Here is an 18,898-nt window from a genome sequence, read left to right on the forward strand (position 1 = left end):
CGCCGGCCCCGCCGGCTCCGCGCCGGCGCGCCGTGCGCGGGGGGAGCGCTCGGGCGAGGTCGGCCGCGGCCGCGCCCCCCCGGCGCCGCCCCCCCCCCCCACGGGTCTTCAGGGCCGCCAGTACCCGAGGGCGTGGGTGCGGGGCCTGGGGACGCCGAGGTCCTTGCGGACGAACCGGGCGAGTTCACGCGTGGTGACGGTGTCGCAGGCGATCCACACGTACGCCTCGGCCGGGTCGCCGAGCAGGCCGGGCAGGGCCGTGCGGACCTGGGCCGCCAGTCGTCCCCCGGCGTCCTCCCGGGGGACGAACCGGAAGTCGTGGTGGTCACGGCCGCTTCGCGACACCGGCAGTCGTTCGTCGCTGTCGTGCTGGGTCTCCAGCCAGATCGTCGCCGGCACGCCCGGCAGTGCGCGCAGCAGGGAGCCGATCGCGGGGGCCGAGGCGCGGTCGCCGACGAGGAACATCCGGCGGGGCGTCGGCTCGGGGGCCGCGAACGCGGATCCCTGGACGGTCGCCTGGATGGAGTCGCCGGGCGCCGCCGCGCTCGCCCAGCGGCTGGCCGGGCCGTCGTGGAGTGCGAAGTCGATGCCGAACGTCCCCGCGGCGGGGTCCGGGTCGACCAGGGTGTAGGCGCGCTGGTGCGGGCGGCCCGCCTCCGGGAACCACAGCCGCACCCACATGGTGGGGTGCACGCCGGTGGCGTCCAGCATGCCGCCGTCCGCGAAGCGCACCCGGCGGCAGTCCGTGGTGACGTCCTCCGCGGCGGTCACCGTGAACGCGAAGTCCCGGCCCCGCATCACCTTGAGGGCCAGGCCCTCCCAACCTCGTCCCATGGCACTCCTCGATCCCGTGGATGGTGAAAGCGACCGGTGGGTCAGGCAGTCGCAGGCGTGGCCGGCCGGCGGGCCAGGGCGTCGGAGGCCTTCGCCGTCGCGTACAGGGAGACGGCCAGCGCGATGGTGAGGGCGGCGCCGCCGGCGAAGACGGTGCCGGAGGAGACGGCCTTCGGGCTGCCGGCCTCGGTGCGGGCCGAGCCGGAGATGAACGGCATCACGGCGAGCACGGCGACGCCGAGGACGACCTCGCCCCAGACGACCTTGGGGAAGTGCCGGAGCGTCAGGTGCAGCAGCGAGGTGGTGTCGTCGGCGGCACGCGCCCGGACGATCCGGGGCATCAGCCAGAACTGGTTGAAGGCGCCCGCGACGACCAGCCCGGCGACCAGGAGGATCTTGACGAGCAGGGCGATGCCGTAGCCGGTGGTCCACAGCTGCGAGATGCCGCCGACGTGCTTCCAGCTCAGCCACAGGCCGGAGACGGTGACGGCGCCGACGCAGACCATGGCGACGAGGCCGAAGCGCCGCCACATGTCGGCCCACAGCAGCCCGGCGCCGTCGCCGAGGCTCCTGCGGGTGCCGGCCAGGGCGACGAGCAGGGCCAGGCCGCCGAGCCAGACGGTGCCGGACACGATGTGGGCCTGGTCGAAGACCGGGTTCAGCCACCCGTCGAGGTCGGCGGGGGCGGTGGCCGGCACGGCGCCGATCAGGGTGACGGCGAGGGAGAGCGGCAGCGCGGCGAGGGCGATCCGGTCCACGTGGCGGCGGACGGCCGGTGCGAAGAGGGCGATCAGGGCGGCGGCGGTCACGACCAGGACGGTGTTCTGGACGAGGTAGACCGTGCCCTGGGCGATCCAGGCGCCCTTGGCCGCGGGCGCCTGCAGGTAGTCCCATACCCGGCCAGGGGCGAGCGCGTCGCCGAAGGGCATGCCCTTGCCGGCGCGGGCGACGCGGGCGGCGAGCTGGAAGTAGCCCGCGACCAGCAGGACCACTCCGGCCCAGGCGAGGTAGCCGGCGGACCGTCTGCGCAGGATCTCGGCGTCCCCGGTGCTCGTTTCCGGGGCGCGCAGGGCCGGGCGCACGGTGGCCGCATAGGTGACGGTGGCTCCGACGGCCCCGCTGAGGCCGAGGAAGTAGCCGGTCTTGGTGAGGACCCGCCAGAGCTGGGGCATGGCGTATCCGGCCGTGTTCGCGGCCAACGAAGCATAGTGCATAAGGTAAGGCTAACCTAAATCTTATTCGGGGTCATGACATGGGGGCGAAATTGCCGACCGTCACCGTCGTGTGGGCCGTGGGGCCGATCAGGGCTGGTCGTTGGCCCTGACCGGCCCCACGGCTCACACGACGGACCGGTGCGGTGACCGCGGCAGGTGCTCAGGTGCCGACCGCAGCGGATTCGGCGGTGGTGGTGCCGGCTCGCGCGGTCAGGGCGAGGCCGTAGCGGCGCAGCAGGAGGACGGCCGTGGTGGCCAGGCCGATGAGCAGGCCGAGCCACAGGCCGCGGGTCTCGCCACCGAGGGGGTAGGCGAGGAGCCAGGCGGCGGGCAGGCCGACGGCCCAGTAGCCGATGAGGGTGATGCGGAAGCCGCTCCTGGTGTCGTCGAGGCCGCGCAGGAGGCCGACGCCGATGTTCTGGGCGCAGTCGAAGAACTGCAGGACGGCGACGACAGCGAGGAGCCCGGTGGCGATGTGCAGGCCCTGCTGGTCGGCAGCCGTGCCGGGGTCGAAATAGGGCCGCAGGACGAGGCGGGGCACGGTGAGGTAGGCGATGCCGACCAGGGTGGTGACGACGGCACCGCAGGCCAGTGCGGTGTTCTTGATGCGGCGGGCGGCTGCGTATGCGCCGAGGGCGAGTTCGCGGCTGACGTTGATGGAGGCGGCGTGGGAGAGGCCGACGGCGACCTGGAAGACGATGTAGATCAACTGGTTGACGGCGGTGTGGGCGGCGAGCGCGGCGGCGCCGAAGCTGCCGGCGAGGAGGGCGGTGACGGAGAAGAACCCGGCCTCGGATCCGTAGGTGGCGGCGATCGGGGCCCCGAGACCGAGCAGGCGGCGCACCGTGCCGGGGTCTGCGCGCCAGAAGTCCGGGGTCAGCAGGGGCGCGAGCCGGGAGTCGCGGCGGGCGGAGGCGTAGAGGGCGAGGAAGGAGAGCAGGTGGACGCTGCTGGTGGCCACCCCGATGCCGGTGAGGCCGAGCTTGGGCAGGCCCCAGGTGCCGTGGATGAACGCCCAGTTGAGCGCGGCGTTGACGGCGACGGAGGCGATGGTGATCCGCAGCAGCGCCTGCGGGCGGCGCATGCCGACGGTGAACTGGCGGATCGCCTGGAACCAGAGGCAGGGCACCAGGCCGGGGGCGAGCGCGGCGAGCATGCCCTGGGCGCGGTGGGCGACATCCGCGTCCTGGCCGAGCCAGGTCGCGGCCTGGCCGATGAGGACCATGAGGACGGCGCCCGCGATGCCGGCGAGGGTGGCGACGGCCATCGCCGCCCGCACCAGGCCGCGCACCTCGTCGCCGTTCCCGGCCTCGGCGGCTGCGGCCTCGCTCCGTTCGGCGCGGGCGGCGGCGGCCGCGACCTGGTTGCCGACGGAGGTGACGAGTCCGACGCCCATGGTGCGCAACTGGTTGAAGACGACCAGGGCGAGGCCGCCGGCCGCGAGCGCCTCGGTGCCGAGGGCGCCCATCATAATGGTGTCGGTGGTGGTGAGGGCGACCTGGGCGAGCTGGGTGAGGACGAGCGGGACGGCGAGGGCGGCGAGGGCGCGGCCGTCGCGGGCGAGGGTGGTCAGCTGCTGCATTGTCTTCAGTTCCTGCGGAGCTTGGTCAGCTTCTCGTCGATCCCCGCTTCGACCGCCGGGTCGAGGAGGTCGCGGGCGGTCATCCAGTCGTCGTTGAAGACGGTGTCCATGTACTTCTCGCCGCCGTCGTTGACGAAGGCGACCATGACGGCGTCGGGGGCGAGGCGGGTCAGCCGGTCCAGGGCCTCGTGCACGACGCCGCCCGCGGAGCCGCCGATGAGCAGGCCGGTGCGGCGGGCGACGGTCCGGGCGGTGGCGAAGGCCTCGACGTCGCCGACCTTGACGCCTTCGTCGATGAGGTCGTAGTCGACGAGCAGGCCGATGGTGGCGCCTTCGGGGGTTCCGGTGCCGGACTGGTAGTAGTCGTGGGCGGGTGGGCCGAAGGCGACGGAGCCCTTGGGCTCGACGCCGACGACCGCGACGCCGGGCACGTGCCTCTTGAGCTCGCGGGCGGTGCCGCACAGGCCGCCGCCGGTGCCGACGGCACCGATCAGGACGTCGACCCGGTTGTCGAGCGCCTGGGCGATCTCGCGGCCGACCGCGTAGTAACCGACCGCGTTGCTGGGGTTGTTGTGCTGTTCGGTGAAGAAGGTGTTGTCCTTGCCGCGGGCCATGTCCTCGGCGAGTTCCTCGCGAGCGGCGGTGTGGAGTTCCTCGCCGTCGGTGTCGGCGTCGACGTGGACGAGCTCGGTGCCCATGGCCTTCATGCCGCGCAGCTTGTCGGCGGCGGCGTGGTTGTCGACGACGGCGGTGAAGCGGTAGCCGCGTTCGGCGGCGACGACGGCGAGTCCGAGGCCGGTGTTGCCGGAGGTGGACTCGATGATGTGGCCGCCCTCGCGCAGGTCGCCGCGCCGTTCGGCGTCGAGGACCATCTGGCGGGCCATGCGGATCTTCGCGCTGCCGGTGGGGTTGAACATCTCCAGTTTGAGGAGCAGGCGGGCGCCGTTGTCGGCGCGGGCGAGTTCGAACAGCGGGGTGTAGCCGATGAGGTCGGAGATCCGGCTGACCACCGGGGGGCGGGTCAGGGCGTCGGTCATGGCGTGAGGCTCCGTCGGGATGCGGTGTGCGGGGTGGTGGTCAGCGGTCGAGGCGCCAGCGGGGCCGGCTGCCCCCGTCGGGGTGGTCGATGACGACCTTCGGCGGCAGCGGCAGCTCGTGGAAGGGGGACTCGTTGGAGTCCATCTGGTAGCCCGCGGTGTTGGGGTAGACGAGCAGGTCGCCGACCCGGGGCCGGGCGGGGAAGGGGACTTTGCGCCAGGTGAGCAGGTCGGAGTCCAGGCAGCTCGCGCCGCCGACGCACGCCGGGAAGGGCCCGGGCGTCGTCTCCGCCGAGCGCGCGGGGAGCAGCTGCGGTTCGGGCAGGTACTCGCTGTCGAACCACTGCTCGGACAGGCTCAGGCTGGTGCCGTCGACGGTGACGATGCCGTACCCGGTGCGGTCCTTGACGCCCTGGACGCGGAAGACCGAGGCTCCGGCCCGGTCCAGCAGGGCGCGGCCGGGCTCCAGCAGCAGCATGACGCCGGCCTCGCGAAGTCGGGTCGCGAGGCTCGCACCCGTGCCGCCCGGCCGGGCGGCGAGGATCGCGCGCAGGGCGTCGGATCCGGCGACGGGGGAGTGGTAGGGGTAGAAGTCGCCTGCGGCGAAGGACTTCTGGCCGTGGTAGTGCGCGGGGCCCTGCTCGGTGAGGAAGGCGTCCCAGGTGTCGGCGGCGACGTAGTCGACGGGGAATCCGCCGCCGATGCTGATCCGGTCCGCCTGCAGGCCCGACATCCTCGCCTTGAGGCAGAGTTCGACGAGTTCTCCGGCGAGGTCGGCGCGGGCCTGGATCTCGTAGCCGGAGAGGTGGAAGCTGAACCCTTCCATGCGGACGGTGTCGCCGACCTGGGCACACCGGTCCAGCGCCTGCTGCAGCTGTGCGTCGTCGAGGCCGAAGCGGCTGCGGCGCTGCGAGGGCGGGTGGCGGCGCAACAGGACCCGGGCCGGGCGCTCGCCCGTGCGGGCGAGCAGCCGGTCGAGTTCGTCGAGGGCGTCGACGGCGATCAGCGCACCCTGCCGCACGGCCACGCTCAGCAGTTGCTCGGACTTGGCCGGCCCGGTGACGACGAGGTCCTCGCCGCGCACGCCGTGGCCCAGCGCCTCGCGCAGCTCGCCGAGGGAGGCGACGTCGACGCCCGCGCCCGCCGCGGCACAGCGGTCGATGAACGCGTCGGCCTTGTTGGCCTTCTTGGCGTAGTACACGCGGCCTTCGACCCCGGCATCGGTGAGTGCGGCGCGGAAGCCGGCCAGGTTGGTGGCGAAGCGTTCGGGCAGCAGGTAGTGGAAGGGGCCGCCGAGGCCGTGGGCGAGTTCGTGGAGCAGGCCGCTCGCGTGCAGACGCTCGGTCAGCGGGTCGGGGTGGGCGGGCAGGGTCAGCGCCACAGGGCCACCTCGGTGCCGAGGTCCTGGGCGGCGGCGAGCTGGGCGAAGCGGTGGCCGAGCGCGATGTCGGTGACGACGAGTCCGCTGTTGTAGGCGAAGATCCGCTGCCCGGGGGCGGTGCGGGCCTTGGAGACGCCGGAGATGACGACGGGCAGCTCCAGGTCGACGGCGGGCAGATTGCCGTCGGCATCGGCCATGTCGGTGCCGGTGACGCGCATCTGGGCCTCGCTGGTGGCGATCACCCGGTCCGCGCGGTGGAGGGTGGACGGCGCGAGGCCGTGACCGACGAGGATCGACACCGAGCCGGGCTTGAGCCAGTCGGCCTCGACGGCGGCCGGGGTGTGGCCGCCGGCGGTGGCGACGATGACGTCGGCGTCGCGGGCGGCGGCCTTGAGGTCGGTGACCAGTTCCAGCTCGCGGTCGGGGAAGTGGCGGGCGAGTTCGGCGCGGACGGCGGCGATGCCGTCGGGGTGGGTGCCGGACAGCAGCAGGCGCTCCAGCTTCGGCAGGGTGGTGAGCAGGAACGGCAGGGCGAGGCGGCCCTGGGTGCCGGTGCCGATGACCAGTGCGGTCGAGGCGTCGGGGCCGGCGCACTCGCGGGCCAGCAGCGCGGAGACGGCCGGGGTGCGCAGGGAGCCGATGCGCGAGCAGTCCATCATCGCGACGGGCAGGCCGGTGACGTCGTCGTAGACGGTCAGCGTCGTGTAGTAGTGCTGCTCGTCGCGGCCCTTGTCGAGGCCGTGCTTGTACGAGGTCTTGACGGCGACGACGTTGCGCACGCCGTCGCGTCCGAGCATGGCGTAGGACACCGAGTGGCCGTCGGCGGGCTTGACGGTGAGTTTGCGCGGGTTGTCGGACTGGCCGGCGGCCAGGGTGCGGTAGGCCTGTTCGACGGTGTCGACGACGTCGGCGAGGCCGATGTCCAGGCCGGCGAGGTCGCTGGTGGACAGTACGCGCAGGGTGGTGTCGTCCCGGTCCATGGATGTGCCCTTTCGAGGTGGTGGGGCGGCTTCGGTGATGGCGGTTCAGACGAGTCAGACGGGTCAGGCGGCCCAGGCGGTGAGGGCGGCCTGGCCGTAGCCGTGTTCGTCGTGCTCGGCGAGCGGGCGGGTGGGACGGTCCTCGACGCGGACGGAGGCGCGCTTGAGCCAGCGGTCGGTGCCGTCGTAGCGGGCCCGGAAGGGGACGCGGCCGTGGACGACGAGGTCGTTGTCGACGACCAGGACGTCCCCCGGCTCCAGGCTCACCGCGACCGAGACGCGGGCCAGCTCCTCACCGAGGCGCTCGTACGCCTCGCGCCACGCCCGGTCGGTCTTCTCCAGCGGGGTGTAGGCGGGGTCGTAGCGCATGGTCAGGCCGTCGGGACCGTCGAAGAGGGTGGGTACCGGGGCCGGCCGGCCGCCGAACTTCCGGGCCTGCTCGTAGGCGTCGTCGGGCAGGATCGGCGCGACGGGGCGCTTGAGCTGTTCCAGGTCGGCCTGCGCGAGTTCGGCCAGGCGCACACTGGCGGCGGTGGTGGCGATGCCGTCGTGGTTGCGCATGCAGCACAGCAGCAGCAGGTGGGCGCGGCCGGGGTGGAAGGCGTCCTCGGTGTGCGGGGTGAGCAGGACGGAGCTGGACGCGCCGGTCTGCTCGCTCTCGTGGCCCGGCGAGGGGACGATGTTGTGCACGAACCGGCCGTCCTGCTGGCCGTCCCAGGCGATCGGAGTGCCCATCAGGGCGGAGACGAGCAGCAGGGTCACGTCCCACAGCGCGCCGGCGTCCGCGACGGTCGACCAGTGGCCCGGGGTCGGGCCGAGCTCGGCGTCGTCGACGGTCAGGCCGCGCAGGACGAACAGGCCGTCAGCGGTGTCGACCGGGCGCAGCCGGTGGCGCAGCGCCTCGCTGAGCTGCGCGCACATGACGGGCAGGTCGGCCAGCAGGGAGGGGCTGGTCGCGGAGCCGTGGAAGGCCAGCAACTTGGCGGCGGTGGTGGTGAGTTCCGTGGCGGTGGCGGTGTCGAGACGGCGTACCGGGGCAGGGCAGGTGGGCACGGGGGGACCTTCCGGGGGCAGGGGAGGAGAGATGGCGCGGGCACGTGGCATCACCGCGCCGGTGCGGGACGGCGGCGGGAGCTGGGCGTGGGGGTGTGGTCCGGGGCGGCTCGAACGGCCGGACGACAGGAAACGTAACAACGACTCCGAAGTAAGGCAAGCCTTACCCGGTCCGGTGTCTACATGTGCGTAGTCTCGGTTTCGGGCGGCGGTGCAGGCGGCGCACGGGCTCAACTCCCCAGCTCATGGCCCGCCTTGTGGTTGAAGGGCGCACGGTCCGAGGTGTGGTGCGCCGCGCTCGGCGGCTTGCGCCCCGTCTCGAACTTAGGGTAGGTAAACCTAAGCAAATCGAGCGCGACCCGAATCGAGGAACGAACGTGGGCGTCACCAGACGACAGCTGCTGTGGGCCGGTGCCGGTATCGGGGCGGCCGGGGCACTCGCTGCCTGCAGCAGTGGCGCGGGCGGATCCACGAGCGCCGCTCCCTCTGACGGCGCCTCCCAACAGCCCCGCGCCGGCGGCACGTTGAAGGTCGGCGCGCTCGGCAAGGCCTCGGCGGTCACCCGCGACCCGCACGGGACCCAGGCCAACGAGAGCGACTACCTGATCATCAGCCTGATCTACGACACGCTCGCGATACCCGGGGACAGGACCAACACGGCCCCGCGCCTGGCCGCTTCGTGGAAGCCGTCCGAGGACCTGAAGACCTGGCGCTTCACCCTCGCCGACGGCGCCACCTTCCACGACGGCACCCCCGTCACCGCCGACGACGTGGTCTGGTCGCTCAAGCGCCTGCGCAACACCCCGGCCGGCAAGAGTCGCCTGCCCGGTATCCAGCCCGAGGGCATCACGGCCGAGGACGCCAGGACCGTCGTCCTGGTCTCCGACTACCCCAACGCCGACCTGCCGCTGCTGACCCGCCTGACCACCTTCGTCCTCAAGAAGGACACCAAGGACGACGCGATCGCCGGCGCCCCCGGCACCGGCCCGTTCAAGATCGACTGGTACCGCGACGGCAACGCGCGCCTGGTGCGCAACGACGCCTGGTACGGCGGCAAGGTCCTCCTCGACGCCGTCGAGGTGCGGCTGTTCGAGAGCCCCCAGGCCATGGCCAACGCCCTGCTCGCCGGGCAGATCGACGTCGCCTCCAACGTCGGCGCCGTCGCCGCCCGCACCGCCGAGGCCCGCAAGGACGTCCGGATCCTGCGCCGGCCCAACGACATGGCGATGCCGATCGTCATGCGCACCGCCGACGGCCCGTTCGCCGACGTGCGGGTGCGCGAGGCCCTGCGGCTCGCCGTCGACCGCGACGCCATGGTCAAGCAGGTCCTCTCCGGCTACGGCAGCGTCGCCAACGACATCCTCGGCACCGGCGACCCCGCCTTCGCCAAGGACATCCCGCAGCGCACCCGCGACCTCGCCAAGGCCAGGCAGCTGCTCGCCGACGCCGGCTTCGACACCTCCAAGACCTACGACCTGATCACCACCGAGGACATCGCCGGCCTCGCCGAGTCCGCGACCCTGTTCGCCACCCAGGCCCGCGAGGCCGGGGTGAAGATCAACGTCGTGAAGCAGGACTCCAAGGTGTTCTGGGACGCCACCTGGCTCAAGGGCACGCTCTACACCACCTACTGGGGCACCAACGACTCCGTCGTCTTCTTCGCCTCCAAGACGATGCTCTCCGACGCCGGCCAGAACGAGTCCGGCTGGAACGCGCCCGCCTTCGACGAGACCTACCGCAAGGCCATGGGCACCGCCGACGCCGCCGAGCGCGACAAGCTCCTCCACCGGCTCCAGGAGACCGAGTTCGCCGAGTCCGGCTACCTGCTGTGGGGCATGGCCGACGGCATCGACCTCGCCGGAGCGGCCGTGCGCGACCTGCCCAAGCTCCCCGGCTACGGCCGGGTGCAGCTCGAGAAGACCTGGCTGGCGCGTTGACCACCCTTCACCCCGCGGACGCGCGAGCGTCCCGGAGCCACCCGGCCCGCATCCTCCCCGGTGCGGGCCGGGTCGCCCGGCAGGCCCTGCGGCGCCTGGTCCTGCTCGTCGTCCTGCTCGCCGCCGTCTTCGCCGCCGTCGGACTCCTGCCGGGCGACGCCGCGGGCGCGACCTCGGACCGGGGTGTCACCGCCGCCGACCTCGCCGCCCGCCGCGCCGCCCTCGGGCTCGACCGCCCGGTAGCGCAGCGGTTCTTGGACTGGATGACCGGCCTGCCCACCGGCGACCTCGGCACCACCGCACGCGGCCGGCACGTCACCGACGTCCTGGCCGGCCCGTTCCCCAACACCCTCCTGCTCGGCGGCCTCGCGCTGGTCCTCAGCACCGTGGGCGCGCTCGCCCTCGGCGGTTGGTCCGCGCTGCGCCCGGGCGGGCGCACCGACCGGGCCGTCGACGCGCTGTCCACCGCCGCGTTCGCCCTGCCGGAGTTCGTCGTCTCGGTCGGCCTGCTCCTGCTGCTGTCCCAGTGGACCGGCTGGCTGCCCGCCGTCACGCTCACCGGCCCGGACGGCAGCCCCGAGTCCTGGACGATGACCGTCCTGCCGCTGCTCTCCCTGGCGGTCCCCCAGATCGGCTGGAACACCCGCATCGTGCGCGGAGCCCTCGCCGACCAGGCGGCCCTGCCGCACGTCCAGGCCGCGATCGTCGACGGCCTGCCGCGCCGACGCGTCCTCGGCCACCACATGCTCCCCGGCGCCCTGCCCGCGATCGCCGTGGGCATCGCCACCTCCGCCGGCATGCTGCTCGGCGGCACCGTCGTCGTCGAGACCCTCTTCAACTACCCCGGCATCGGCGCCGTCCTGGCCGGAGCCATCACCGACCGCGACACCCCGCTCGTCGCCGGAGTGGTGGCCGCCGCCGGCACCGCCGTCAGCCTGCTCCTGCTGCTCGCCGACCTCGTTCGCACCACCGCCCTCGGAGACGAGCGCCGATGACCTTCCCGACCACGACCACGACCCCGGCCACCGCGCCCATCCGCCGGAAGCGACGCGTCCTCGCGCGTGCCGTGCCCGCACTCGTTCTCGTCGTCCTCGCGCTCGCCGGGCCGCTCCTCGCCCCGCACCCGATCGACACCCCGGTCACCTTCCCCTACGCCGGAGCGGGCGGCGACGCACCGCTCGGCGGCGACGAGCTCGGCCGGGACGTCCTCAGCCGCCTCCTCACCGGCGGTGCACCCCTGATCGCCACCGCCCTGGCCATCGCCCTGGTCGTCACCGCGGCCGCCACCGCCATCGGCATCGCCGCCGCCCTGCGCCCCACCCTGGGCCGGTGGATCGAACGCGCCGCCGACCTGACGATCCTCCTCCCTTCCGTCCTGGCCATCATGCTCGTCGCCCTCGCCTGGCCGGCCGGCGGCCGCCTCGCCGTCGCGGCCGCCGCCACCCTGCTCGGCATCCCCTATGCCGTACGCATCGTCGCCGCCGCGGCCGCCCCGATCGCCACCACCGGCTACGTCGAAGCGGCAGCCGCAGGCGGCGAGAACCTGTGGCACCTGACCGTGCGCGAGGTCCTGCCCAACCTGCGCTCCACCGTCCTCGCCCTGTTCGGCCTGCGCTTCGTCGAAGGCGTCTACATCGTCTCCGTCGCCGCCTTCCTCCAACTCGGACCCCAACCCCCGGAAGCCGACTGGGCGTTGATGATCCGCGAGAACGCGGCCGGCCTCACCCTCAACCCCTGGGCCGTCGGCGCCCCCTGCCTGGCCATCGGCCTGCTCGCCATCAGCGTCAACCTCGCCGCCGAAGCCCTCGCCCCCGCCCGGCCCACCCGGGAGACCCCGCTGTGAGCACCACCGCCGCCCACGCTGCCGCGCTGTCCATCACCCTCGACGGCACTCCGCTGCTCACCGACGCCACCCTCACCCTCACCCCGGGACACGTCACCGCGATCACCGGACCGTCCGGCGCCGGCAAGACCACCCTCCTGCGCGCCCTCGCCGGAGCACTCCCACCAGGCGCCCACGTCGCCGCCGGAACCCTCACGGTCCTCGGCCACGACATCCTCGCCCTCCCGCCCGAGGACCTGCGACACCTCCGCCGCCACAAGCTCGCCTTCGTCGGCCAGGACCCGGGCTCCGCACTCAACCCCCGCATGCGCGTCGCACACCTCGTCACCGAGACCGCCACCGACCGCCGCGGCACCTCCGTGCCGGACCTGCTGCGCACGGTCCACCTGCCGGCCGGCGAAGGCCTCGAACACCGGCGAACCGGGAACCTCTCCGGCGGCCAGCAGCGACGCGTCGCCCTCGCCCGCGCGCTCGCCCGACAGCCCGCCGTCCTCCTCCTCGACGAACCCACCGCCGGCCTCGACGCCGCCCTGCGCGACGACATCGCCGACCTCCTGCGCGCCATCGCCGCCGGCGACGCCATCGCCATCGCCCTCACCAGCCACGACCCGGACTTCGTGGCCCGCTGCGCCGACGACGTCCTCGTCCTGCGGCCCGAACGTCCGGCAACGACCCCGAGGACACCGGCAACGCCGCCGGCGCCCGCACGGGCTCGCGCTTCCGCGGACACGGTGCCTGTCGTGGAGGTGACGGCGCTCGACGCCCACGTCGGCACCGGTCGCAGCCGCCGCCGGGTCCTCACCGGTCTCGACCTCACCCTGCGGACCGGCACGTTGACCGGGATCACCGGCCCGTCGGGGTGCGGCAAGACCACCCTGCTGCGCACCCTCGCAGGCCTCCACCGCCCCGAGGCAGGCCGAATCTCCCTCGGCGGTGAACACCTGGCCGCCACCTACCGGCGCCGCGGCCGGGACCAGCGCCGCCGCATCCAACTCGTCCCCCAGGACCCGCTCGGCGCCCTCAACCCCGTCCACACCGTCGGCGCCACCCTCGTGCGCCCGCTGAAGCTCCACTTCGCCGCGCCCGCCGACAGCCGCGGGGATCGCGTCGCCGCACTGCTCACCGCGGTGGGCCTCGCACCCGACCACGCCGCCCGGTACCCCCACGAACTCTCCGGCGGGCAGCGCCAGCGCGTCTCCATCGCCCGCGCGCTGGCCGCCGAACCCGACGTCCTGCTCTGTGACGAGATCACGTCCGCCCTCGACGCCGACACCGCCGACGGCATCATGGACCTCCTGCGCGACCTGCGCGACGGCCGGGGCCTCGCCGTCGTCCTCGTCAGCCACGACCTGCCGATGGTGGCGGCCCACGCCGACGCCGTCCTCACCCTCGGGGGCTCCGACGGAGCGTTGCTCACGGACCGGCCGGCCCCGAGCCCGGTGCGGAAGTGAACGCGCCCGGCCGCTGATGCCGGGGCTCACGAACCCCGCCGCGGCCGGCCCGGTGTCCTGGGCCGGATCTATCTGGGCCGGATCTAACCGGCCTCGGCGGCGTCCGGTTCGTCGGTGGCACCCGCGCCTTCACGCACCGGGGTCCAGGTCCGGCGGGGCCCCGGGGTCAGCGTCCATCCGCTCTCCCCCTGGGGGTCCGGCCGCCGGCCGGCGCCACGGGCGACAGTGGCGCGCACCCGCCGGAGCAGGGAGTTGAGCTCGACGCGCTGCCCCTTCGTCAGGGACGCCAGCAGGTCCTCCTGCACGGCCGACGCATCGGTGTGGAGCACGTCCAGTGCGGCCCGGCCCGACGCGGTGACCGTCAGCACCTCCTGCCGCCCGCCGACGTGGACGACCATCGACTGCAGCAGGTGTGCCGACAGGAGGTCCTCAAGTGCCTGGTCCACCTCGGGCGCGGGTGCCGTCACGCGGGCGGTGAGGTCATGGCGGCCGTGCGGCCCCAGCCGGGCCAGCGCCGACAGCAGCGCGTGGTGGACCGGGGACAACCCTCGTCGTGCCAGCCCCGCCGTCAGCAGGCGGTCGACGGCCTTGCCGGTCTCCGAGAGGAGGTAGACGGTCTGCTCGAACGGACTCGACGATTCGTTCCGCCCGTCGTACATACCATGTCCCCATCATCGGAAGAGCGCGACGCTCCGGGCGCCGAAGAGGTAAGTCGAGGCTCACCATACCCACGCTTCCGATGGTTGGTCTACATCGATGTCGTCACTGCCGCGATCGGCCGGTGACCATCTCCGCCACGTGCTCCACGTGCTCGTGCAGGTTGTAGGCGAGGCCCATCGCCGGCAGGGCCGAGACCAGCACCACGGTGACGAGCGCGGCGGCGACCGCGCGCGGCCCGCGCCCCTTCGGCCCGGCGGGCTCAGGGCCCAGGAGCGCTTCCACTCGCCGGGGCACCGGTCCCGTGCTCACGGAGAGGAAACCCTCGCCGTGCCGTCCGGGAGCGGCGGAGCCGGCCAGTGCGGCACGGGCGATGGCAGTCGCGGCGGTCCGCCGGTCGTCCACCACACGGGCGGCGGCCTCGTCCGCCCACCGCTCCAGCTGGAACTCCAGGGCGCTGCCCAGCCGCCCCAGGGCCGGATGCACGGCGGCGGCGAGGTCGGCGATGCCCGAGAGCAGATGGTGCCGCCCGCTGAGATGGGCCCGTTCGTGCGCGAGCAGCACCGCGCGCTCCGACGGTCGCAGGGCCCTGAGCATGCCCTCCGTCACGACGACGCGGCCGGCGTGCCCGCGGTGGCGGGGCAGGGCGAAGGCCTCCGCTTCCTCGCCCGGCAGGACGAGGAGGTCTCCGTCTGCCGTCCCCTCGCCGGTCAGCCTCCACGCGCGCGACAGCAGCGCGCGATGCCGACGCGCGGCCAGCGAAACCCGGACCACCTGCGCGGTGAGCAGCACCCCGGCGACGCAGGAGACCGGCACCACCGCAGGCCACTGCGCGACCACGCGGGCGAGCGGAAGTCGCTCCAGCCCCGCGAGGAACGGCACGTGGAAGAGGCTGATCAGCGCCGCGACCGTGCCACCCGCGAGCAGCACCGCCGTTCCGGTGAGTGCGAAGGAGGCCTCGCGGGGAGGGAGCAGCCCGGCCAGGCGGCGTGCCGCGGGTACCGCTGCCCACGGGAGGGCGACGGCGAGGGCGACGATCAGCAGGACAAGTGTCATGCCCCGCCCTCCGGTTCCACCGCGCCCTCCAGGGCCGGGGGCCGTTCGGTCTCCGCTTCGAGGAGGAAGCGACGCAGGGCGTCCCCGTCGTCGGCGGAGAGCGAGGACACGAACCGCTTCAGCACGAGGTCCCGGTGCGGCTCCTTCTCCAGCTCCCGGCGCATCCGGCCGGCCGCCAGACCGGCGGCGTCAGCGACGGGCGCGTAAGCGAAGGACCGCCCCGGCCGGGTGCGGGCCAGGGTTCCCTTCTCGTGCAGGCGGGTCAGGATCGTCGCCACCGTCGTACGGGCGAGGTCCTGCCGCAGGGCGCCCTTGACCTGCTGAGCGGTCAGCGGCTCGTCGGCCGCCCACAGCACCGCCATCACGTCCGCGACGAGCTCCCCGTGCGGGCGCCTGGCCTCCTGGCGGTCCCTCGCCATCTCTCCCCCTCTTCCGATGCGTCCGGTCGGCACATCCCGGGAGCCGACCGGCCCGCCCGAGCCCGGTGTGTGGAGAAGGGGGACGGCTTGCGTAGCTTAGGTGTGCCTCAGCTGACTTTACGGGGAGGGCGACTGCCCACCGCAGGGGGGCCTGGCCCTGTTCGCGGCGGATGCCGGCTTGGCGCTCCAGCGGCAGCTGTTCGGTGGGGGGCGTCGTTCTTCTCGGTGCCTGCTACGCGCCGGGGTTGAGGCTGAGGACCGTGAGGCTCGGGTAGGTGTGCCTGCCGATACCGCGTTGCGCGGGCGGGGGAGTCCGGGCCAGGATCGGGGGATGTTCGAGCTGCTGCCGGAGACCGGTCTCGTGTTGCCCCGCGGGGCGGGTGCGCTGCGGTTCGGCATGTCCGAGCGCGAGGCGCAGTGGGCCGTCGCGACCCTGGCGGATGTGCACGAGTACTGGGTCTGCCAGGCCGGTTGGGCCTTCTCGGCCCGCTACGAGGGCTTGGAGCTCCTCGCCTTCGGGGACGTCGTCGACCGGTCGGGCCGCACCGGGCGGGACGTCGACGGGCTGGCGTCCGTCTACGTCCAGCGGCACGACTCCGCGCCGACGGCGCCCTCCGCCGTGCCGGTGGTCCTCCAGGACGTCGACCTGTTCGGCTACCCGGCGGCCGAGGTGCTGGTCGCCCTGGAGCCGGACCTGCACCCCGCGGTGAGGCTCCGGCCGGCCCCGACCGGCTTCCTGCGGGAGGCGGGGCTCTCGGCGCTGTGAGGAGGCCCTGGGCGTCCATGTGGACGGCCGGCTATGGAGATCGCTTGGGTCACCGTCTTGCCAGCTTCCGTGTCTCCGACGGGCCGCGCCGGGCCCGAGCTCACTCCGCGCGCAGCCCCAGGGACAGCTGCCCTTCGGCGCAGCTATCCCGGAGCGCGTGCCGCTCCTCGGGGGACAGCCGTCCGGACGCGCCCCGGCGGCTGCCGTCGAGCATGCTCCGCGCGGTGGTCAGCCAGTCGGCGACCGGGTCCACGCCGATGAACTCGGCCAGGCGGGACAGCTCCTGGTCGGGGGCGTCCAGCAGGTCCTCGTAGACCAGGGTGGTCCGCATGGACGGGGGCACGGCCGCCAGGTGGGCGACGCCCTCCGTGACCAGGCGGGACCACAGCTCGCCGAACGCGGTGAGCGGGATGGCGCGGTCCCGCACCAGCGCCGGATCGAACCGTTCGCCGAGCAGCGGGGCGAGGTCGGGCGGCAGTGCCCGGACGTGTTCCTCGGTGAGCTCGAAGAACCCGGTGACACCGGAGCGTCGGAGGATCTCGCGCAGGAGCAGGATCGTCCGGTAGCCGGGGTGCCGGCTCATGGACAGGGCACAGTCGGGGCCGGAGCGGACCAGGTGGACGAACCGGGCCTCGGGGAAGAGCGTCCGCAGGCGGGGGATCCACCCCGTCGAGTACCCCGACCGTTCCACCACGGCCGTACGGCCGAAACGGTCGCCCAACTCGCCGAACAACGCCCGGTACTGGTCGGCCGCGGGGCGCGAGGGCCACCGCCGGACCGTTCGTCCGAGGTCGTCGAACAGGTCGTCCGGACGGTCCGACACGTGCGGCAGCACCATCAGCAGGATCGCCGGGATCCCCGGAGCCCCGGCCGAGTACCGCCCGGGCCGCCGCGTGTAGAGGAACTCCGGCAGCGGGATGCCCGAGCGGATCATCTTCTCGAAGACCGGGTTCGGGTCCGCGAGCACCTGCCAGAACTCCGTGCCCGACAGCGGCCGTTCCGGAATCCCCTCGGCGCCGACGGACGCGAGCAACTCGTTGAGGCTGAGCACGTCGGGGTGGACGTTGAGAACACGCGACAGCGCGGTCGACCCGCTGCGCCCTGTCCCAACGATGAAGGTCAACGGGCGCACGCTCTCCCCTTCCGGTGAAGTGGTCCAACCGTAGCGGTACTTGAGACGAAAGGGTGCCATCGGCTCGGGCGGTGGCCTCAGCGGTCCGTTCCGCTTGCCGTCGGGCCGGCCTCCAGCGAGCGCTTCAGCGCGGCGAGCGTCACCGTCATGTTCCGGCGGTTCCACTCCGCGCGGTCACCGGTGCGCAGCACGGTCTCCGTCGTCCAGGCGCTGACCCGGTTGCGGCGGTCCTGCCAGAACTGCTCCACCACCGTCACGCCGCCGTCCGCCTCGCTCCGGGTGAGCCGGAATCCCCAGCGGGCGACCGCGATCGGCCCGAAGTCGACGTCCCAGGCGAAGACGCGCCCCGGCTCGGCCTCGACGACCCGGCAGACGGTGTTCCAGCGGATGCCGCCCTTGCGGTTGTGCCCCTGGAAGCGCGCGCCCGGCACCGGAGCGGCCGGGCTGCCGCGCCACGCGGCACCGGTGCACTCGGGGCTCCACTCGCCCATGCGCGTCACATCGGCGACTGCGGCCCAGACGATGTCCGGCGTGGCGGCGATCTCCGTCCGGACGGAGACGGATTCGGGGCCGGCACTGGTCATGCGGAGTTCCTCCCATGGGTGTTCCGGGCATCGCACCGCGCGCGGGCTCCCCGCGTCAAGGTGCGCCGGGTCACAGCGCCGGCCGCGTGCCGTCGCTGTCGTCGACGGAACGGGCTTGGAGCCGCGTCGCCCGGGGGAGCAGATCCGGCCGGTCTCGCTAGTCGGCGTCCTGCGCCGGGTAGGCGTTCTCGGTGACGTCCAGGACCGCGGACGCGAACTCCGCGGTCAGCCGGTGCCATTCGCCTGCGCCGCGCAGCATCGTGTGACCGCCCCGGGCCATGGGGACGGCCTCGACGACGGCCCCCGCGTCGGCAGCCCGGCGGGCGAACTCCCATGCCAGGGCGGCCGAGGTGACGCGGTCGGACCGGTCGTGCAGGAGGAGCACCCGCCGGCCCTTCAGCTGGTCCACCGGATCTCCTGGCGGGCACCACGGGGCCAGCGCGACGACCCCGACGACCGGAGGACGGCCGGCCGCCGCCACGGCGGCCCTGGCTCCCATGGAGTGGCCGACCAGCAGCAGCGGAGCGTCCGGAGCGAGTGTTTCGAGCGCGTCCATCGCGGCCTGTGCGTCGGCCACGGGATCGGCGCGGGACCCGTTCCAGCCGCGGTGGCGGTAGCGGACGGACGCGACGACGGCACGGGGGAGGGGGCGGCGCAGGGCTCTGGCGAACAGGAGCATGCGCAGGGCCGGGAGGTTCGTGCGGCGAGGCGGCGCGAGGCCGTCCGAGCGGCCGCCCGGCAGCAGGAGCACCCCGGCGTCGGGCATGGCGGGCCGCTGGTGGATCCGCAGGTGCTCGCACGGGCGCGGCATGGGTCCTTCCGTTCGCTTCCGGGTGCGCGGTACACCGGGTATTCGTAGCGCCAGGCGGCGCGGATGGCTCTCGGGAAGCGATGGTGGTCGACGGGCTCGGGCTTGCGGCTACCGCCGGTCGGGCCCCGCGAAGGCACCGGTCTCGCCGGAGATCACCGGCC

Annotated in this window: 18 protein-coding genes; 5 read left to right on the forward strand and 13 right to left on the reverse strand. The window is 73.7% G+C overall.

The genetic code is table 11. The features are described 5' to 3' along the window. Positions 1-108: 108 nt before the first annotated feature. From ACFVU9_RS00860 to ACFVU9_RS00890, 7 genes are all read right to left on the reverse strand, one after another. Positions 109-834 carry a siderophore-interacting protein gene (locus ACFVU9_RS00860; RefSeq protein WP_387588636.1) on the reverse strand — a complete coding sequence of 242 codons (726 nt, stop codon included), beginning with the start codon at positions 832-834 and terminating at the stop codon, positions 109-111. Between the two features lie 41 nt (positions 835-875). Next, the gene (locus ACFVU9_RS00865; RefSeq protein WP_387588638.1) at positions 876-2,033 is read right to left on the reverse strand and encodes a CopD family protein; all 1,158 of its coding nucleotides are present in this window, start codon (positions 2,031-2,033) and stop codon (positions 876-878) included. A 175-nt stretch (positions 2,034-2,208) separates the two neighbouring features. After that, positions 2,209-3,630: an MATE family efflux transporter gene (locus ACFVU9_RS00870; protein ID WP_387588640.1), complete on the reverse strand. Its 1,422-nt coding sequence runs from the start codon at positions 3,628-3,630 to the stop codon at positions 2,209-2,211. Between the two features lie 5 nt (positions 3,631-3,635). Beyond that, on the reverse strand, positions 3,636-4,667 hold the full coding sequence (locus tag ACFVU9_RS00875; protein ID WP_387588642.1) for a cysteine synthase family protein: 1,032 nt from the start codon (positions 4,665-4,667) through the stop codon (positions 3,636-3,638). 40 nt (positions 4,668-4,707) lie between these two features. Further along, on the reverse strand, positions 4,708-6,048 hold the full coding sequence (locus tag ACFVU9_RS00880; protein WP_387588644.1) for a Y4yA family PLP-dependent enzyme: 1,341 nt from the start codon (positions 6,046-6,048) through the stop codon (positions 4,708-4,710). After that, complete coding sequence (locus ACFVU9_RS00885; RefSeq protein WP_387588646.1) at positions 6,039-7,028, reverse strand: ornithine cyclodeaminase family protein; 990 nt, start codon at positions 7,026-7,028, stop codon at positions 6,039-6,041. Before ACFVU9_RS00885 ends, ACFVU9_RS00880 begins: the two co-directional genes overlap by 10 nt. A gap of 63 nt (positions 7,029-7,091) precedes the next feature. Further along, positions 7,092-8,081 (reverse strand): TauD/TfdA family dioxygenase, encoded by a 990-nt coding sequence (locus ACFVU9_RS00890; protein WP_387588648.1) that lies wholly within the window; start codon positions 8,079-8,081, stop codon positions 7,092-7,094. A gap of 377 nt (positions 8,082-8,458) precedes the next feature. On the opposite strand from ACFVU9_RS00890, the gene ACFVU9_RS00895 reads away from it, so the two are divergent. Genes ACFVU9_RS00895 through ACFVU9_RS00910 form a run of 4 tightly spaced genes read left to right on the forward strand, consistent with a single transcriptional unit; the run spans position 8,459 to position 13,312 of the window. After that, positions 8,459-10,018 carry an ABC transporter substrate-binding protein gene (locus ACFVU9_RS00895; protein WP_387588650.1) on the forward strand — a complete coding sequence of 520 codons (1,560 nt, stop codon included), beginning with the start codon at positions 8,459-8,461 and terminating at the stop codon, positions 10,016-10,018. After that, positions 10,015-11,013 carry an ABC transporter permease gene (locus tag ACFVU9_RS00900; protein ID WP_387588652.1) on the forward strand — a complete coding sequence of 333 codons (999 nt, stop codon included), beginning with the start codon at positions 10,015-10,017 and terminating at the stop codon, positions 11,011-11,013. Before ACFVU9_RS00895 ends, ACFVU9_RS00900 begins: the two co-directional genes overlap by 4 nt. After that, positions 11,010-11,861: an ABC transporter permease subunit gene (locus tag ACFVU9_RS00905; protein WP_387588654.1), complete on the forward strand. Its 852-nt coding sequence runs from the start codon at positions 11,010-11,012 to the stop codon at positions 11,859-11,861. Before ACFVU9_RS00900 ends, ACFVU9_RS00905 begins: the two co-directional genes overlap by 4 nt. Further along, positions 11,858-13,312, forward strand: coding sequence for an ABC transporter ATP-binding protein (locus tag ACFVU9_RS00910; protein WP_387588656.1), 1,455 nt, complete (start codon positions 11,858-11,860; stop codon positions 13,310-13,312). The genes ACFVU9_RS00905 and ACFVU9_RS00910 overlap by 4 nt, the downstream gene beginning before the upstream one ends. Before the next feature lie 83 nt (positions 13,313-13,395). Here the strand turns inward: ACFVU9_RS00910 and ACFVU9_RS00915 are convergent, their stop codons facing one another. From ACFVU9_RS00915 to ACFVU9_RS00925, 3 genes are all read right to left on the reverse strand, one after another. Continuing rightward, positions 13,396-13,971 carry a MarR family winged helix-turn-helix transcriptional regulator gene (locus ACFVU9_RS00915; protein ID WP_387588658.1) on the reverse strand — a complete coding sequence of 192 codons (576 nt, stop codon included), beginning with the start codon at positions 13,969-13,971 and terminating at the stop codon, positions 13,396-13,398. A gap of 103 nt (positions 13,972-14,074) precedes the next feature. Continuing rightward, entirely contained in the window at positions 14,075-15,025 is a 951-nt protein-coding gene (locus tag ACFVU9_RS00920) for a M48 family metalloprotease (protein WP_387588660.1), read from the reverse strand. Next, positions 15,022-15,444 carry a BlaI/MecI/CopY family transcriptional regulator gene (locus ACFVU9_RS00925; protein WP_380448557.1) on the reverse strand — a complete coding sequence of 141 codons (423 nt, stop codon included), beginning with the start codon at positions 15,442-15,444 and terminating at the stop codon, positions 15,022-15,024. Before ACFVU9_RS00925 ends, ACFVU9_RS00920 begins: the two co-directional genes overlap by 4 nt. Positions 15,445-15,775: 331 nt before the next feature. Between ACFVU9_RS00925 and ACFVU9_RS00930 the strand changes: the two genes are divergently transcribed. After that, positions 15,776-16,210, forward strand: a complete 435-nt coding sequence (locus ACFVU9_RS00930; RefSeq protein ID WP_380503418.1) for a hypothetical protein — start codon at positions 15,776-15,778, stop codon at positions 16,208-16,210. 100 nt (positions 16,211-16,310) lie between these two features. Here ACFVU9_RS00930 and ACFVU9_RS00935 read toward each other — a convergent pair whose 3' ends face one another. The 3 genes from ACFVU9_RS00935 to ACFVU9_RS00945 all read right to left on the reverse strand — a co-directional run bounded on the left by ACFVU9_RS00935 (position 16,311) and on the right by ACFVU9_RS00945 (position 18,737). After that, positions 16,311-17,342, reverse strand: coding sequence for a sulfotransferase (locus ACFVU9_RS00935; RefSeq protein ID WP_387588662.1), 1,032 nt, complete (start codon positions 17,340-17,342; stop codon positions 16,311-16,313). 77 nt (positions 17,343-17,419) lie between these two features. After that, positions 17,420-17,926, reverse strand: coding sequence for an SRPBCC family protein (locus tag ACFVU9_RS00940; RefSeq protein WP_380503424.1), 507 nt, complete (start codon positions 17,924-17,926; stop codon positions 17,420-17,422). Between the two features lie 157 nt (positions 17,927-18,083). Further along, positions 18,084-18,737, reverse strand: a complete 654-nt coding sequence (locus ACFVU9_RS00945) for a serine aminopeptidase domain-containing protein (RefSeq protein WP_380503427.1) — start codon at positions 18,735-18,737, stop codon at positions 18,084-18,086. Positions 18,738-18,898: the final 161 nt, after the last annotated feature.

The sequence above is a fragment of the Kitasatospora sp. NPDC057936 genome, from assembly GCF_042887525.1.
GTDB lineage: Bacteria > Actinomycetota > Actinomycetes > Streptomycetales > Streptomycetaceae > Kitasatospora.